The sequence below is a fragment of the Cupriavidus metallidurans CH34 genome (assembly GCF_000196015.1).
Lineage (GTDB): Bacteria > Pseudomonadota > Gammaproteobacteria > Burkholderiales > Burkholderiaceae > Cupriavidus > Cupriavidus metallidurans.
The window spans coordinates 1,171,530-1,187,250 of record NC_007973.1; the positions used below are offsets into that span (position 1 = coordinate 1,171,530).

A 15,721-nucleotide genomic window follows, 5' to 3' on the forward strand; every position below is an offset into this window, starting at 1 on the left:
AATTGTAGAAGAACGGGGTGCGTCGCCATGTGAGGCGCCGCACCGCAATTGGAAGGCAGCATTGTATAGGAACCTGGCCTCTCGCACGAGTCGACAACCTCGATCGAGACGGCCGGGACGCTCCGGATGACCGAAGTGTTGAACTCTCAGATGGATCCGATCCCGCGCGGCGCGGCCGCAAGTGATCTTTCGGACATTTTTGCGCATGTGCGTGTGGTGCTGGTGGAAACCAGCCACCCCGGCAACGTGGGCTCGGTCGCGCGGGCGATCAAGACGATGGGCTTCGGGCACGTGCCGGGGAGCCTGGTGCTGGTCTCGCCGCGCGAGCCGGGCGTCGTGTCGCATCCCGATGCCGTCGCGATGGCCAGTGGTGCCGACGATGTGCTGGCCAGCGCCACGATCGTCGACAGCATCGAGGCCGCGCTGGCTGGCACGGCCTTTACCGTCGCCATGACCGCCCGGCAGCGCGAATTCGGGCCGCCGAGGCTGCTACCGCGCGCCGCCGTGGCCAAGGCGCGGTCGGTGCTGGAGGCGGACCCCGCTACCACGGTCGCCTTCGTATTCGGCAATGAACGCTTCGGCTTGCCGAACGACGCGGTATTGCGCTGTTCGGCGGTGACGCATATTCCTGCCAATCCGGTTTACGCCTCTCTCAACCTGGCCCAGGCCGTGCAGCTCATTGCCTATGAGATGCGGCTGGCCCTGCTCGAGGCGCAGGAAACGGCCGGCGGGCTCCCGGACGTCGCTGGCGATATCGGCTATGCTGGTGACCCCGCCACCACCGAGCAGATCGAGGCGATGTTTGGCCACCTTCAGGCCGGGCTTGCGGCGATCGGCTTTCTGGACCCGGCGAATCCGCGCAAGCTGATGCCGCGCCTGCGCCGGTTGTTCGCGCGGACGGGCCTGGAGCGCGAGGAAGTGAACATCCTGCGTGGCATCGCCAAGCGCATGCTGCTGACGGGCGATGCAAAGCACGACGACAACAAGGAAGACTAGTTCCGTGGCGATTTTCCCGGCGTACATCATGCAAGACCTCATCCGTGGCGCGGTGTCCGGTCGCTCGGTGGTGAGGCATGCGTGCGCGCATTTGCCGGAACGATGTTGAGCCTGGTGCTGACCCGGGACGTCGTTTCAGACCCGTTCTGAGGCGGCTTTCCAAGAAGCCCTGACGTCGTCAGGGCGGGGCGGCAGGCGCGCAAATCTCTTACACTCGCTGTCTCGCGCCAGAGCCGTCCCCCACACTGACTGCTCAATACCGGCCACTGACCTCGGCGGCGACCAGTTCCATGAACGGCGCACGCTGCGGCAACACGACACGAAGAAGATGTTCACTCGCCTGAAGGAAGATATCGATACGATCATGCTGCGCGACCCCGCCGCGCGCAGCCGTCTGGAAGTCCTGACTTGCTATCCCGGGCTGCACGCCGTGGTGTTTCACCGCGTGGCCAATGCGTGCTGGCGAGGTGGATTTCACTGGCTGGGGCGCTGGATCTCGCACTGGTCCCGCTTTCTGACCGGGATCGAGATCCACCCGGCGGTCAAGCTGGGTCGTCGCGTGTTCATCGACCATGGCATGGGCGTGGTGATCGGCGAAACCGCCGAGATTGGCGACGATTGCACGATTTACCAGGGTGTGACGTTGGGCGGCACGTCGCTGTACAAGGGCCAGAAACGCCATCCGACGCTGGGTGTCGGCGTGGTGGTGAGCGCCGGCGCCAAGGTGCTCGGCGGCTTCGAGGTGGGCGCGGGCGCGCGCGTTGGATCTAATGCCGTCGTGCTGAAGCCTGTGCCCGCTGGGGCGACGGCAGTGGGGATTCCGGCACGCATCATCATGCCCGATGCGCCTTCCACGCAGCAGGGCGCGAAACAGGAATTCTCGGCCTACGGCATCACGCCGAACGCGGACGATCCCGTGTCCCTGGCGCTCAAGAGCCTGATCGACAACGCGGCCAAGCAACATGACCGCATCGAGGCCGTGCTGGCCGCGCTCGACCGGCTCGGCGAGCATCTCGAGAACACGCCGAACGACCGCTTCGACGCGAGCGAGCTGCGCAAGCTGATGAAGTAGTGGAGGCGCACGCCGGTCTGCGTGGCGATTGGCGCGAGCCAGGCATCGTCAGTCGACCTGCGGCAGCACGCGGAAGCCGGTGCCGTCGAGTTCGAGCACGGCGGCCCTCGGATGGCGGCCATCGAGGTCCCAGTCCGTCAGCACCCAGCGCTCGCCCGCTTCGTGCGTGTGGCGCGCGGGATGGTGCGTGTGGCCGTGCACCAGCGTGCCGGCCCCGCTCGAGGCGAGCAGTGCGTTGACGGCGTCCGGTGCCGCATCGCCATAGGTGACCGGCGCCGCGTCGATGTCTTGGCGCGTGCGCCCGGCCTCGCTGTCCGCCCGAAGGCGTCGGGCGATCGACAGTCGCGTGCCGAGTGGCAGCAGCAGGAACAGCCGTTGTACCCAGCCCTTGCGTGTCCAGCGGCGAAAGCGCATGTAGCGCTCGTCGTCCGTGCACAGCATGTCGCCGTGGCTGAGCGCCACGCGGCGGCCAGCACAGACGATAACCGACGGGTCCGGCAGCAGCGACGCGCCCGCCCTGGCCGCGAATCGACGGCCAAGCAGGAAATCACGATTGCCGTGCATCAGATAGACCGGCACGCCGGCATCGGCAAGCCGGCGCAGCGCGGCGGCAACCTCGGCCGCGAACGGCGAGTCGGTTTCCTCATCCCCTACCCAGAACTCGAAAAAGTCCCCCAGGATGAACAGCGTGCGCGCATCCCGTGCCGCACGCTCGAGCACACGGTGGAAGGCCGCCAGCGTGCGCGGCATGTCGGCCGTCAGGTGGAGATCGGAAATGAACCACGCCGGCGCCTGCACCTCGATCGGGGCGGCCACCGGCGTGCGGGTGGGAGCGGTCATGCGGTCCGGATGTCTGTATTCACCACGAGCGGCATGCCGCCTGTCGTTCGAATCGACGTTAAGCGCGATTACTCGACAATCGTGGCTTTCTCGATCACGACGTCCTCGAGCGGCACGTCCTGATGGAAGCCCGAGCTGCCGGTGCGCACGCCTTTGATGGCGTCGATCACGTCGGTGCCTTCCACGACCTTGCCGAACACCGCATAGCCGAAGCCTTGCGGCGTGGGCGAGCTGAAGTTCAGGAAGTCGTTGTCCACCACGTTGATGAAGAACTGGGCCGTGGCCGAGTGCGGCGCGTTGGTGCGGGCCATGGCAACCGTGTAGCGGTCGTTCTTCAGGCCGTTGCCGGCTTCGTTCTCGATCGGCGCATCGGTGTCCTTCTGCTTCATGCCCGGCTCGAAGCCGCCGCCCTGGATCATGAAGTTCTTGATGACGCGGTGGAAGATCGTGTTGTCATAGTGGCCCTTGCGCACGTACGACAGGAAGTTCTCGACCGACTTCGGGGCCTTCTCGGCGTCCAGTTCGATGACGATGGCGCCTTGCGTGGTTTGGAGTTGTACCTTGCTCATAGGGTTACCTCTGTTCGATGATGCGATGACGGTTGTATTCGGGGTTGCCTGGGGTCACTTGGTGACCACGGTGGCCGATTCGATCACGATCGGCGCGGCAGGCACGTTGCGCATGGCGCCATACGCCGTAGTCGGCGTGGTCTTGATCTTGTCGATCGTGTCCATTCCCTCTACCACCTTGCCAAAGACGGCATATCCATTGCCGTCCGGCTGTGGGTAGTCGAGGTTCGGATTATCCACCACATTGACGAAGAACTGGGCGGTTGCCGAGTTCGGGTTCGACGTGCGTGCCATGGCGACGGTCCCGGCCTTGTTCTTCAGGCCGTTCTGCGATTCCAGCGCGATCGGCGCCAGCGTCGGCTTTTCCTTCATGTCGCGGTCGAAGCCACCGCCCTGAACCATGAAGCCGTTGATCACGCGATGGAAGATCGTGCCGGAATAGAAGCCGCTTTTTACGTAGCCCATGAAGTTGGCCACGGTCTTCGGGGCGGCATCGGGGTACAGCTCGATAGTGAACTTGCCGGCGCTCGTCACGAACTGCACGCGCTCGGTCTTCGGCGCGGCGGTGGCGGGGCTGGCGCCCTGGGCCATTGCGGCCAGCGGAGACAGGGCAGTGGCGGCGGCCATCAGGCCGGTCAGGACGATGCGGCGGGAAAGGATCATGTCTGGACTCCGGGTTGCAGGTCTGGCAGTCGGCAACGTCACTTGGACGTCGCCGGATAAGGCGTTGAATACTGTGCGAGTTCAGCGTGCGTCGGGCGTGCTGGCGGGCGGGGTAACCGGCGACGTGGCCGCCTTTGCCTTGCCCTTGACCGCCGCGGCGCCCGATGCCGGGGCGGGCATGGCGGATGGCGCGGATGCGGCGGCTGGCTGCAGTTCGCGTAGGCTCGCGGCGGCGCGCTTGTCGCCGGGGTTGCGGCGCGTTGCGTCGCCATAGGCCTGGACTGCCAGGGCCCGATAGACGTCGCCCAGGTTGCTATAGGAGAGCGCGTAGTCGGGCCGGGCCTCGATGGCCAGCAGCAGTTCGGCCTCCGCGCGCTTCAGGTCGCCGCGTTTTGCGTACAGCAGCGCCAGGTTATTGTGCGGCTCTGGCAGTTCGGGGAAATCTTGCGCCATCTCGGCAAAGGCCTTGATCGCATCGTCCTCGCGGCCGGCCTTGGCCATTGCCCATGCGCGCTGGAATCGAGCCTGCGCATTGCGCGGGTTGTCGGCCAGCACGCGGTCGAATCCGGCGATGGCGTCGTCATAGCGCTTCTCGTTGGCCGCCTTCTGCGCGGGCTTCATGCCGGGGTCCGCCGATTGCGGTCCGGTCGGCGCGGCCGGTGGCGGCGTCAGCGAAAGCGGCCCGTTCTGCGCGAACGCTGGCGCTGCGCTCAGCGCGGCGGCCATCGCCAGCGCGCTCGCCAGCGCGGAAAGGGGGCCGCCACGGCGGGACGAAACAATGGTCGGGATGGGCAGAGGCAGGCTCATGTAAGGGCGGTCCGTTATACTCCGCGGCATTCTAACAAAGCGGCGGGGCGTGGAGCACAGGTCGCAAGTTCGCGTGACATTGTCGGCAGCGCGTCCGGCCGCCGTTGATGGCTTCCGGTAAGATATGGGGCTCGCGCGCCATCGACATGCTTGTCAGCGCGCGGCAGTCTCGCTCGATGTCATCGACGCCGTATCCACTCACATCCGCTTCATGCAGCAATTGAACATCTACAACACGCTCGCGCGTGAAAAGCAGCCATTCGTGCCCATCGAACCCGGCAAGGTCCGCATGTATGTGTGCGGCATGACCGTGTACGACTACTGTCACGTTGGCCATGCGCGGGTGATGGTGGTGTTCGATATGGTGCACCGCTGGCTGCGCGCCGCCGGGTACGACGTGACGTACGTCCAGAACATCACTGATATCGATGACAAGATCATTCGTCGCGCCGCGGAGAACGGCGAGACGATCGGTCAGCTCACCACGCGTTTCATCCAGTACATGCACGAGGATGCCACGGCGCTGGGCGTGATCCGTCCCGACTATGAGCCGCGCGCGACCGAATACGTGCCGCAGATGCTCAATATCATCGAGAAACTCGAAGCCAAGGGCCTGGCCTACCAGGCGACGGACGGCGACGTGAACTACTCGGTGCGCAAGTTCCCGGGCTACGGCAAGCTGTCGGGCAAGTCGCTGGAAGATCTGCGCGCCGGCGAGCGCGTCAATGCCAACGATGCCAAGCAGGATCCGCTCGACTTCGTACTGTGGAAGTCGGCCAAGGCAACCGAGCCGCCCGAAAGCAAGTGGGACTCGAAGTGGGGCAGCGGCCGTCCGGGCTGGCATATCGAATGCTCGGCCATGAGCTGCACGCTGCTCGGTGAGCATTTCGATATTCACGGCGGCGGCGCGGACCTGCAGTTCCCGCACCACGAGAACGAGATCGCGCAATCGGAAGGGGCTTCCGGCAGGCCGTTCGTCAATATGTGGATGCACAACGGTTTCGTGCGTGTGAATGACGAGAAGATGTCGAAATCGCTCGGCAACTTCTTCACGATCCGCGACGTGCTGAAGGAGTACGACGCCGAAGTGGTGCGCTTCTTCATCCTGCGCGCGCACTATCGGAGCCCGCTGAACTATAGCGATGCCCACCTTGATGACGCACGCCACGCACTGACGCGCCTGTATACAGCGCTCAAGGAAACGCAGCCCGGCGGTTGCGCGGTGGATTGGGAAGAGTCTCACGCGAAGCGCTTTGCCGAAGCGATGAACGACGACTTCAACACGCCAATCGCCATGTCGGTGCTGTTCGACCTGGCCAGCGAGGTCAATCGCACCGGTTCCGTGGCCGCGGCGCATCAACTCAAGGCGCTCGGCGGCACGCTGGGTCTGCTTGAGCGCGATCCGCACACGTTCCTGCAAGGTGGTCATGTCGCCGGCAGCCTGAGCGGCGAGCAGATCGAAGCGCAGATCGCGGCCCGCCGTGCGGCCAAGGCCGCGCGCAATTTCGCCGAGGCCGACCGCATTCGCGCCGAATTGCTCGAAGCCGGCGTGGTGCTGGAAGACAAGCCAGGTGGTGCCACCGAGTGGAGGCGTGCTTGAACGCTGCCGCGCGCAAGCCGAAGGCGGTTGCACCTGCCCAGCCGAAGCCGGTGGCGGGGAAGGCTGCCGCCAAGGTCGCGCCAAAGGCCGGCGGCAAGCCCCGCAAATCGGACCTGCCCGAGGTGGATGCGGTACCCCTGCCGGTCGAAACCGTCGTCGACGCGGTGCGGCCCGCTTATTGGGACGAGGCGTGTGCTGACCTGATGAAGCGCGACCGCATCCTGCGCAAGATGATTCCTACCTATGGTCCGGCGCATCTGGTGTCGCGTGGCGATCCGTTCGTCACACTGGCGCGCTCGATCGTCGGCCAGCAGATATCGGTGAAGGCCGCGCAATCGGTCTGGGAACGGCTCGCCGCCAGGTGCCCGCGCCTGACGCCGGCGCAGTTCCTGAAATCCGGGTCCGAGGAGTTGGCTGGTTGCGGGTTGTCGAAGCGCAAGGCGGAGTACATCATTGATCTGGCCGACCACTTCAAGGCGGGGCGCGTGCACGTCAAGGAATGGGTGGCGATGGACGACGAGGCAGTGATCGCCGAGTTGACCCAGATCCGCGGCATCGGACGCTGGACGGCGGAGATGTTCCTGATGTTCAATCTGATGCGACCCAACGTGCTGCCGCTCGACGATGTCGGGCTGATCAACGCGATCTCCACCAACTACTTCAGCGGAGAACCGGTGACACGTAGTGAGGCACGCGAGGTGGCCGCCAACTGGGAGCCGTGGCGAACGGTGGCGACGTGGTACATGTGGCGCAGTCTGGACCCCCTGCCAGTGACGTATTAGGAATGCGGCAGGAGTGCGGTAGGGTAAATTTGGAGCAAAAACGGCGTTAATTTCTGCGATTTGTGCGCAAAAATCAACTTCCTGGGCGGTCGGAAACGGTATTTTTTCCGGTAGAATGCGCCCCTTCACAGACAGGTCCGCGTTTTTATGAAAACCACCTTCCTGGATTTCGAGCAGCCGATTGCCGAGCTCGAGGCAAAGATCGAAGAACTGCGTTTTGTGCAGGACGACTCGGCTGTCGATATTTCCGAAGAGATTTCCCGGCTGGCCGGCAAGAGCCAGCAGCTGACCAAGGACATCTACGCCAACCTGACCCCGTGGCAGGTGGCGCAGATCGCGCGCCATCCGCAGCGTCCGTACACGCTGGACTATGTGCGCGAGATCTTCACCGACTTCCATGAACTGCACGGCGACCGTGCGTTTGCCGACGATCTGTCGATCGTGGGCGGTCTGGCGCGCTTCAACGGCCAGGCTTGCATGGTGATCGGTCATCAGAAGGGCCGCGACACGAAGGAACGCGCGCTGCGTAACTTCGGCATGTCGAAGCCCGAGGGATACCGCAAGGCCAAGCGCCTGATGGAGCTGGCTGACAAGTTCGGCCTGCCGATCTTCACGTTCGTCGACACGCCGGGGGCATTCCCGGGCATCGACGCCGAAGAGCGTGGCCAGTCCGAGGCCATCGGCCACAACCTTTATGTCATGGCCGGCCTGAAGGTGCCTCTGATCGCGACGATCATCGGTGAGGGCGGTTCGGGTGGCGCGCTGGCGATCGCCGTCGGCGACGTGGTGCAGATGCTCCAGTTCGCAACCTACGCAGTGATTTCGCCGGAAGGCTGCGCGTCGATTCTCTGGAAGACTGCCGAGAAGGCGCCTGAAGCCGCCGAGGCACTGGGTCTGACGGCTCATCGACTGAAGGCGCTGGGCCTGATCGACAAGATCGTGAGCGAGCCGCTGGGTGGCGCGCATCGCGATGCGAAGGGCATGGCGACGATGCTCAAGCGCTCGCTGGCCGAATCGCTGCGCCAGTTCCAGGGCATGAGCGTCAAGGAACTGCAGGCGCGTCGTCACGAGCGACTGATGGCCTATGGCAAGTTCAAGGAAACCGGCGCCCAGGAATGATGTGAGCGCAGGGAATTCGACGCAACTGATCGCGCGTCTGACCGACAAGGTCGCACAGGCTCTACAGGCCAGTGCGACCTTTGTTGTTTCTGGCGATAGGCGGTTGGAGACTGGTAGCCAACGGGCTGCCGACGGGCAGCCCGTGACCGTCGCGGTGGCGCTGTCAGGTGGCCGTGACTCCGTGGCGCTGCTCCATGCCACGCGGGAAGCCCTGGCCGCCACGTGGCCGCTTGCGCGTCTGGTGGCGCTGCACGTGCACCATGGCCTGCAGGCGCAGGCTGATGACTGGGACCGATTCTGCACCGCGCGGTGCGGCGATCTGCAGGTGCCCTTGAGCAGCGCGCGCGTGACGGTGCAGGCGGCGACGGGCGAGGGCATAGAGGCCGCGGCGCGGCGAGCTCGCCATGAGGCGCTGGGCAGGATGTGTCGCGAGCAGGGCGCACGGCTGCTGCTGTTCGCGCATCATCGTGACGATCAGGTGGAAACCGTGCTGCTGCGGCTGTTCCGTGGAACGGGTGTGGCCGGCATGGCTGGAATGCCCGCGCGACGCCCGCTCGATGAACGGGGCGACATTCAACTGGTGCGGCCATGGCTCGGTGTGACACGCGCCGAGATCGACGATTACTGCGCGTGGCAGGGGTTGCGCTGGATCGACGATCCCTCGAACGCGGACACGCGTTTCGCGCGCAATGCGCTGCGCGCGCAATTGCCTGCACTATTACAGGCGTTTCCGGCCCTCTATGAGAACGTGGCCCAGGCCGCCACGCATTTCGCACAGGCGGCCGGCATGCTCGATGCGCTGGCCGCGCAATCGCTGGCTTCGCTGGTCTGCGCCGGGCGCGATGCCGACACCATTTCAGAACTTGATCTCGCGGGCCTGCGCGCCTTGCCATCCGAGCACGCGGATGCCGTGCTGCGCCACTGGCTGCGCGATCTCGGCACCCAGTCGCCGTCGACGGCGCGCCTGGCCGCGATGCGGGCCCAACTCATCCAGCATCAAGGTGGCGAGCCGGCCATCGCGCACGATGGCCTGGTGTTGCGTCGTTTCCGTGACCGGCTGCTGGCCTGCCCAGCCGTGTCCGCTGGAATGCCGGCGCCGTTTGCATTCGAGTGGCGCGGCGAATCGCGCATCGTAGTGCCGGCATGGCGTGGCGAACTGCACTTCGAGCGTGATGACACCTTTGGTGTGCCCGAGTCTGTGCTGCGCGTGCCGTTGAGGCTGGCTGGCAGGGTAGGGGGCGAGCGCATCGTCCTGCGTCCGGGTGGCCCGGCGCGAGCGCTGAAACAGGCCTATCAGGAGGCGGATATTCCCGCATGGCGGCGAGCGCATCTGCCGCTGCTATGGAGTGCCGATGTGCTGGTCCTGGCGGCCGGTTTGGGCATGCATCGTCGCTGGCCCAACGATGCGCCACATGCCCCGCGGTGGCGCGTGGAGTGGCTCGCACGGCCCGATCTGCGCGGCTAATCTCACGGTTTTCGGCGAAAAATGGGGACAGTATCATTTCGGCTTGTGAATTATTTTCACAAGAAAATGATGCAAAATCTGCGGTGTTTTTGCCGGATTTCCCCCCTTTGGCCTTTACGGGCAGCCACTCTTCGTGTAATTTCATTGGCTTTGCACAATCGCTGGCGTCGATAAGAAGATGGCTCTCATCGTTCACAAATACGGCGGCACTTCGATGGGTTCCACGGAACGCATCAAGAATGTCGCCAAGCGCGTGGCCAAGTGGCACCGCGCCGGTCACCGCGTTGTCGTGGTGCCTTCGGCCATGTCGGGCGAAACCAATCGCCTGCTGGGCCTTGCCAAGGAAATCTCCGCGCAGCCGGACCCGCGTGAACTCGATATGCTGGCGTCGACCGGCGAGCAGGCCAGCGTGGCCCTGCTGGCCATCGCGCTGCACGGCGAAGGCATCGACGCGGTCAGCTACACGGGCTGGCAGGTGCCGGTGAAGACGGACTCGTCCTATACCAAGGCCCGCATCGAATCGATCGATGACGAGCGCATCCTGGGTGACCTCGACGCCGGCAAGGTGGTCGTGGTCACGGGTTTCCAGGGCATCGACGGCGACGGCAACATCACGACACTGGGTCGCGGCGGTTCAGATACCTCGGCCGTGGCCATTGCCGCGGCGATTGAAGCCGACGAGTGCCTGATCTATACCGACGTGGATGGCGTGTACACGACCGATCCGCGCGTGGTCGAGGACGCCCGCCGCCTGGACCAAATCACCTTCGAGGAAATGCTGGAAATGGCCAGCCTGGGTTCGAAGGTTCTGCAGATCCGTTCGGTGGAGTTTGCCGGCAAATATCGCGTGAAGACGCGCGTGCTGTCGTCGCTGACCGACCCCCTGATGCCGCTCGAACAGGAAATGCATTCGGGCACGCTGATTACTTTTGAGGAAGAGTCTGAAATGGAAGCAGCCGTCATCTCCGGCATCGCCTTTGCCCGTGACGAAGCCAAGATCACTGTCCTTGGCGTGCCGGACAAGCCGGGCATCGCCTACCAGATCCTGGGCCCGATCGCCGACGCCAACATCGACGTCGACATGATCATCCAGAACCAGTCCGTGGACGGCAAGACCGACTTCACGTTCACCGTGCCGCGCGGTGACTACCAGCGTGCGCTGACGATCCTGAACGACAACGTGAAGGGCCATATTGGCGCCGAGAGCGTGTCGGGCGATCCGAAGGTGTCGAAGGTCTCGGTGGTGGGCGTGGGTATGCGCTCGCACGTGGGCATCGCCAGCAAGATGTTCCGCACGCTGTCGGAAGAGGGCATCAACATCCAGATGATCTCCACGTCGGAAATCAAGATCTCGGTGCTGATCGACGAGAAGTACATGGAGCTCGCCGTGCGCGCGCTGCACAAGGTGTTCGAACTGGATCAGGCGTGATCCGGAACTGAAAACGTTCTGGCGAGGGCGTGGCATTTTTTGCTGCGGGTCATCGAATTTTCATTGACCAGTAGCGACACCCTCGCTAGAATACGCGCTTCGTTGTGCGGCTCCCTCGCACAACGCAAGTTTGGGAGACGTGGCCGAGAGGTCGAAGGCACTCCCCTGCTAAGGGAGCATCCGGGCCAAAACCTGGATCGAGGGTTCGAATCCCTCCGTCTCCGCCACTACATCTGTATTGGCGGCGAACCCCGGAAGATCGCGGTCTTCCGGGGTTTTGTTTTTTCTGGGGGGCGATTTTCCGACCGTAGGTTGTGGTCCTTCGCTGCGTCCCTCTCGCGTCCCTCTCTGGTCCCTCAAAAGTCCCACGCGTTTCGCTCGTTGCCCGGCCCGCCCATTGGACCGGGCCCGTACTCTATCGCCATCTCTGAGCGCGTCCCTTGCGGCGGTATCCTGAGCGCGAGAGAGAAGGGCGCCAGGCGCTTCGGGGGCGCGGCTGAGGAAAGGGTCCAGATCAAAGGCTCACGGACACCCTACGATGACCAGATCGGAGTGATTGCGCTCCAGGCTCTTTCGGCCCGTCAGGTTTTCAGTGCAATGCTCTCTGGGCGCCTTGCCGTCTTGCCGAATCATGCTAAGAGCGTCGATGCGCATGGATCTTCTAGCTTGTCGCCAAGCTGACTGCCTGGCGTGGCGCATGAACTCTGCTAAGCCATGGTGCGAGTGTGCTCGCCGTCATCGCCTTGGCGTAATACCAGCCCTGCGCATAATGCACTCCTCTTTCGAGGAGCCATGCGATCTGAACCGCCGACTCCACACCTTCAGCGACGATTTCCAAGCCCATGTCATGAGCCATCGCGATAATGTGGGGAGCGACAACACTTGAGGCAGTGTCCTGCTCGATCGTGTCGACGAACGACTTGTCGATTTTCAGAACGTCAATCTCGAAGGATTGCAGATAAGACAGACTCGAGTAGCCTGTTCCAAAGTCGTCAATGTAGATGGGGTGGCCGGCTGCCCTGAACGCGGCAATGACACCTCGTGTCTCTTCCGTATTCATGAAACTGCGCTCCGTCGCTTCGATTCGGATCTGCCGGGGGGCGATGCCCGTCCCAGCGAGCGACGACGTGAGTTGGTTAAGGAAGCGTACGCTGCGCAGATCCTCGCTGCTCACATTGATCGAGACATAGAACGTGGGATTCGCGACGAGCATCTTGCCAAGCTGCGCGATGGTCTTCTCGAGGACGACGTCTGTCAAAGACTGGATGAGGTTATTTTCCTCGGCGACTCGCACAAATACCTCGGGTGAGATCGATTGACCGTGAAGGGTCCACCTCGTGAGCGCCTCGACGCCTACGCATTCGTTGTCGGCGATGCGGATGATCGGCTGATAGACAACGTCGATCTTGCGCCGTGAAATGGCCCATTCAAGGGTTGCCGGGAATGAGAACTGCCAGGAGATGCGTTTGTACGCAAGCCATCCAAGCAATGCACCCGCAGTGACGCCAATGGAAAGCCAGGCAGCCAGCAACTTCGGCCAGTTGCCGGCGATACTGCTGCGCGGGGATTTCACAACGACGGCGATCTGTCGTGTTGAAGACTGGGCTACGGCGTAATTCCATTCGTCACTCTTCACGTTGCCACTTTGCTTCCAGGCGTTGAGCATGTCGCCTGGGTCGGCGCCGGTTGAGACGGCGATCAGCGTTCCTGTGGGGATTTGGATTGCCGCGATGGGACGCTTGGCCGGGTCGATCAGGTCGACGTAAGAACCGCGATCGATGGAGACGTAACGGCCGTTGCGTCCGATCTGGAGGTCATTGCGCTCGTTGCTAAGCGGACTCTTCCGCCTGAACCACATGGAGTACCCCTCATTGTTCTGATAATCCGGGGGAGGCAACGTTAGATCCTTCGCGCGCACGTCGCCGAGCAGTGGCGAGCAGAGGTATAGCCCATCGGCGTATGCACCGGCATCCTGGACGTACCGGTAGTTGTAGATCACGCGTGCCGCATGTTCGAGGTTGGGGGGCGAGCAAGGCGCACCCGGCTGTTGGTCAAGATCATTGAGCGCGGCAAAGGCCTGGGACGTGACAACTTCCGCGCGCATGATCGCCTTATTGGCGAAGTCCTTAATCTCGGCACGCTCTCGTCGCTCGACGTCTTTTTTCGCGACATAGAGGCTGGTGAGGACTGGGACGACCGTCGCGAGACACCCAAGGGCAACCGAAGCCGAAACAACTGTGATGCGCTTGATCATTTCGTACCCCAGGATGGACGGCAGGGAGCCAAGGGTCGGCTGAAAAGCGGGCGAGCGCCGCATCTTCAAGTGCCAGGAAAGCGAAGGATCAGAGTAAGAATAGTCTCAGGCGCTTCGTCTGCAATGTGATGCCTGGGTGAGGCTCTCTGCCTACATTTGTCGTCCGCACCCCATGCGTATCCAGAGCCACCCAGGCCAGGCGGCCGTTTGCAATGGTCAAACCGATATTCCGTACCTAGCCGGCATCCTGGGGCGCAGACGTCTCGGGCACATACACATGAACGCGGTTTCGCCCCGCTGCCTTGGCACTGTAGAGGGCGGCGTCCGCCCGTTCCTGCGCTGCCGCGAGGTCGGATTCGTCCTCGCGGTACGCCGCGATGCCAATACTCACGGTCTGCGTGATTGCTTCTCCGGACTCAAGAATGATCGGCGTGTTCTGGATGGCAGCGCGGATGCGCTCGGCGATCACCTGCGCCTGTCCCAGCGCTGTATCGAACAGGATTGCGGTGAACTCTTCTCCGCCAATTCGCGCGCCAAGGTCAGTGCTGCGCAATGCGCCCTCGAATTGCCGCGCCACCACCTGTAAAACGCGATCGCCAGCGGCATGGCCGTAGGTATCATTCACCCGCTTGAATAGATCAAGATCGAGCGCGAGTATCGACAAGGCACTGCCTTGCTTGCGCGCGTGCATGACTGCCTTCTGGGCTGCGTTTTCGAAATAGCGGCGGTTGGCGAGCCCGGTCAGTGCATCGAGGTCGGCTTGGGTTCGCAACTCCTTGAGCATCTGTTGCTGGCTGTTGACGTCGACCAGTGTGACAAGCACCGCTTTTGACGCGACTGATTCACCTCCAAACTCAAGCTGAGCACAATGCACCAGCATGTATCGCGTTCCGTCGCGCGTGAGCATGGGAATGGCTTCATCCATACGGGTCGTACATACCTGCGACCAGTCTGCGGCGTTCGCAAAGAGCCGGGAGAATGATTGCCCCGCTCCGGCCACAGCGCCGAAGTCAGCGAGTAGGGCTTCGTTAGTCAGGAGGATCTGTTCCGTGTCATGGTCGACTACGGCAACGGGCGTCGGCATGTTCTTGACGACGGTTGACACCATGCTCGCGAATCTCTCGACCCGATCCTGCAGACGACGCTCGTGGAGGATCAGCAGAATGCCACTCACCAACATGAGAAGCATGACAGCGGCGCCGGCCGCATTGATGTAGGTGCTCCGCCAGAAGCCCTCCCGGAAATCGCTGACCGAATATCCGACCGCCACCGTCCAGTGGTCGGGGGTCAGCCGTGTCGCAATGCTTCGTGTGGACACCAAACGCTCGATACCGTCGATTTGCGAGGAAGCATATTGCGTTGCGGTTGTTGGTCCGGCCCGCCCGCGATCTTCACGCAGGACCTGTCCAACGGCTAGTGTCGGATGCTCCGGATCACGCATCACCAGGCGGTGTTCGCTATCCAATAGCAGAACGGAGGTGCCGGGTGCCAGGTTCACGCCGTCAAGCACAAGGCGTTCGTAGGTCAGGATGATGACGACCACCGCATCAAGGTCGATCGCCCGGTTCTGATGCCCTTTGGCGACCACGACCGCGCCACGCTCGCCCCACGCGACGGGGAGTATGACGGCGTTTGACGGATTGGCTCGCACTCTTGCCAAAATCTGGTCAAGCGGCGGCACTTCGTTCATGAAGCTTGGACGGGAACTGGCAAGCAGATGCTCACCCTGCGGATCGAACACCCCGATTAGCGCGCGTCTCAATGGGTTATCCAGAGCCTCGGTGAGATTGACAAGTGTGGCGTCCGTGAGTGTGCCCGTATCGAGCAGACGCTCCGTTCCGCTCGTTAACGCAGTTACGTCGCGAAACTGATCTGCAATACGTCCGGCCATCAGGGAAGATTGCACATCCAGTAGCCGGGCGGCCAGGGCGTTGATTGCACGAAAGTCATAGTAGGACTGCCATACATTCACCAGGATATCTATGGCCACCAGCAGGGCCAGAATAGGTAACGCCCGCCGAAGCCACGACTTCTTCATGCGCCGATCCATCGACCAGTAAGTAGCTGAACTCTGTGAATGGCCCATGATTCCCGCTGATGAAACGTCTACTGATTGGTCAGAAAT

Annotated in this window: 13 protein-coding genes and 1 tRNA gene; 8 read left to right on the forward strand and 6 right to left on the reverse strand. The window is 63.0% G+C overall.

The window, feature by feature from the left end; all coding sequences use genetic code 11:
* Positions 1-150: 150 nt before the first annotated feature.
* Both RMET_RS05425 and cysE read left to right on the forward strand, forming a co-directional pair.
* Positions 151-996: an RNA methyltransferase gene (locus tag RMET_RS05425; RefSeq protein WP_231138521.1), complete on the forward strand. Its 846-nt coding sequence runs from the start codon at positions 151-153 to the stop codon at positions 994-996.
* 328 nt (positions 997-1,324) lie between these two features.
* Positions 1,325-2,068 carry a serine O-acetyltransferase gene (gene cysE / locus RMET_RS05430; RefSeq protein WP_011515868.1) on the forward strand — a complete coding sequence of 248 codons (744 nt, stop codon included), beginning with the start codon at positions 1,325-1,327 and terminating at the stop codon, positions 2,066-2,068.
* 48 nt (positions 2,069-2,116) lie between these two features.
* Here cysE and RMET_RS05435 read toward each other — a convergent pair whose 3' ends face one another.
* From RMET_RS05435 to RMET_RS05450, 4 genes are all read right to left on the reverse strand, one after another.
* Positions 2,117-2,908, reverse strand: coding sequence for a UDP-2,3-diacylglucosamine diphosphatase (locus tag RMET_RS05435; protein ID WP_011515869.1), 792 nt, complete (start codon positions 2,906-2,908; stop codon positions 2,117-2,119).
* A gap of 68 nt (positions 2,909-2,976) precedes the next feature.
* Positions 2,977-3,477 carry a peptidylprolyl isomerase gene (locus RMET_RS05440; protein ID WP_011515870.1) on the reverse strand — a complete coding sequence of 167 codons (501 nt, stop codon included), beginning with the start codon at positions 3,475-3,477 and terminating at the stop codon, positions 2,977-2,979.
* Between the two features lie 54 nt (positions 3,478-3,531).
* Complete coding sequence (locus RMET_RS05445; RefSeq protein ID WP_011515871.1) at positions 3,532-4,140, reverse strand: peptidylprolyl isomerase; 609 nt, start codon at positions 4,138-4,140, stop codon at positions 3,532-3,534.
* Between the two features lie 81 nt (positions 4,141-4,221).
* Positions 4,222-4,947, reverse strand: coding sequence for a tetratricopeptide repeat protein (locus tag RMET_RS05450; protein WP_049799662.1), 726 nt, complete (start codon positions 4,945-4,947; stop codon positions 4,222-4,224).
* A gap of 211 nt (positions 4,948-5,158) precedes the next feature.
* Here RMET_RS05450 and cysS point away from each other — a divergent pair, with 211 nt between their 5' ends.
* From cysS to RMET_RS05480, 6 genes are all read left to right on the forward strand, one after another.
* A complete protein-coding gene (cysS, locus tag RMET_RS05455) occupies positions 5,159-6,547 on the forward strand; it encodes a cysteine--tRNA ligase (protein WP_024569174.1) in 1,389 nt (462 codons plus the stop codon).
* A complete protein-coding gene (locus tag RMET_RS05460; RefSeq protein ID WP_011515874.1) occupies positions 6,544-7,329 on the forward strand; it encodes a DNA-3-methyladenine glycosylase family protein in 786 nt (261 codons plus the stop codon). Before cysS ends, RMET_RS05460 begins: the two co-directional genes overlap by 4 nt.
* Before the next feature lie 147 nt (positions 7,330-7,476).
* Positions 7,477-8,448 (forward strand): acetyl-CoA carboxylase carboxyltransferase subunit alpha, encoded by a 972-nt coding sequence (locus RMET_RS05465; RefSeq protein WP_008644552.1) that lies wholly within the window; start codon positions 7,477-7,479, stop codon positions 8,446-8,448.
* On the forward strand, positions 8,414-9,913 hold the full coding sequence (gene tilS, locus RMET_RS05470) for a tRNA lysidine(34) synthetase TilS (protein WP_409365160.1): 1,500 nt from the start codon (positions 8,414-8,416) through the stop codon (positions 9,911-9,913). The genes RMET_RS05465 and tilS overlap by 35 nt, the downstream gene beginning before the upstream one ends.
* Positions 9,914-10,091: 178 nt before the next feature.
* Positions 10,092-11,342, forward strand: a complete 1,251-nt coding sequence (locus RMET_RS05475; protein WP_008644554.1) for an aspartate kinase — start codon at positions 10,092-10,094, stop codon at positions 11,340-11,342.
* Positions 11,343-11,475: 133 nt separating this feature from the next.
* Positions 11,476-11,569 (forward strand) — tRNA-Ser (locus tag RMET_RS05480).
* Between the two features lie 434 nt (positions 11,570-12,003).
* Here RMET_RS05480 and RMET_RS05485 read toward each other — a convergent pair.
* Both RMET_RS05485 and RMET_RS05490 read right to left on the reverse strand, forming a co-directional pair.
* Positions 12,004-13,596 (reverse strand): EAL domain-containing protein, encoded by a 1,593-nt coding sequence (locus RMET_RS05485; RefSeq protein ID WP_011515877.1) that lies wholly within the window; start codon positions 13,594-13,596, stop codon positions 12,004-12,006.
* A gap of 235 nt (positions 13,597-13,831) precedes the next feature.
* Positions 13,832-15,634 carry a diguanylate cyclase gene (locus RMET_RS05490; protein ID WP_231138494.1) on the reverse strand — a complete coding sequence of 601 codons (1,803 nt, stop codon included), beginning with the start codon at positions 15,632-15,634 and terminating at the stop codon, positions 13,832-13,834.
* Positions 15,635-15,721: the final 87 nt, after the last annotated feature.

Coding starts and splice junctions, on each gene's coding strand:
- RMET_RS05425 (WP_231138521.1), top strand. CDS start 151: ATGGATCCGATCCCGCGCGGCGCGGCCGCAAGTGATCTTTCGGACATT.
- cysE (WP_011515868.1), top strand. CDS start 1,325: ATGTTCACTCGCCTGAAGGAAGATATCGATACGATCATGCTGCGCGAC.
- RMET_RS05435 (WP_011515869.1), bottom strand. CDS start 2,908: ATGACCGCTCCCACCCGCACGCCGGTGGCCGCCCCGATCGAGGTGCAG.
- RMET_RS05440 (WP_011515870.1), bottom strand. CDS start 3,477: ATGAGCAAGGTACAACTCCAAACCACGCAAGGCGCCATCGTCATCGAA.
- RMET_RS05445 (WP_011515871.1), bottom strand. CDS start 4,140: ATGATCCTTTCCCGCCGCATCGTCCTGACCGGCCTGATGGCCGCCGCC.
- RMET_RS05450 (WP_049799662.1), bottom strand. CDS start 4,947: ATGAGCCTGCCTCTGCCCATCCCGACCATTGTTTCGTCCCGCCGTGGC.
- cysS (WP_024569174.1), top strand. CDS start 5,159: ATGCAGCAATTGAACATCTACAACACGCTCGCGCGTGAAAAGCAGCCA.
- RMET_RS05465 (WP_008644552.1), top strand. CDS start 7,477: ATGAAAACCACCTTCCTGGATTTCGAGCAGCCGATTGCCGAGCTCGAG.
- tilS (WP_409365160.1), top strand. CDS start 8,414: ATGGCAAGTTCAAGGAAACCGGCGCCCAGGAATGATGTGAGCGCAGGG.
- RMET_RS05475 (WP_008644554.1), top strand. CDS start 10,092: ATGGCTCTCATCGTTCACAAATACGGCGGCACTTCGATGGGTTCCACG.
- RMET_RS05485 (WP_011515877.1), bottom strand. CDS start 13,596: ATGATCAAGCGCATCACAGTTGTTTCGGCTTCGGTTGCCCTTGGGTGT.
- RMET_RS05490 (WP_231138494.1), bottom strand. CDS start 15,634: ATGAAGAAGTCGTGGCTTCGGCGGGCGTTACCTATTCTGGCCCTGCTG.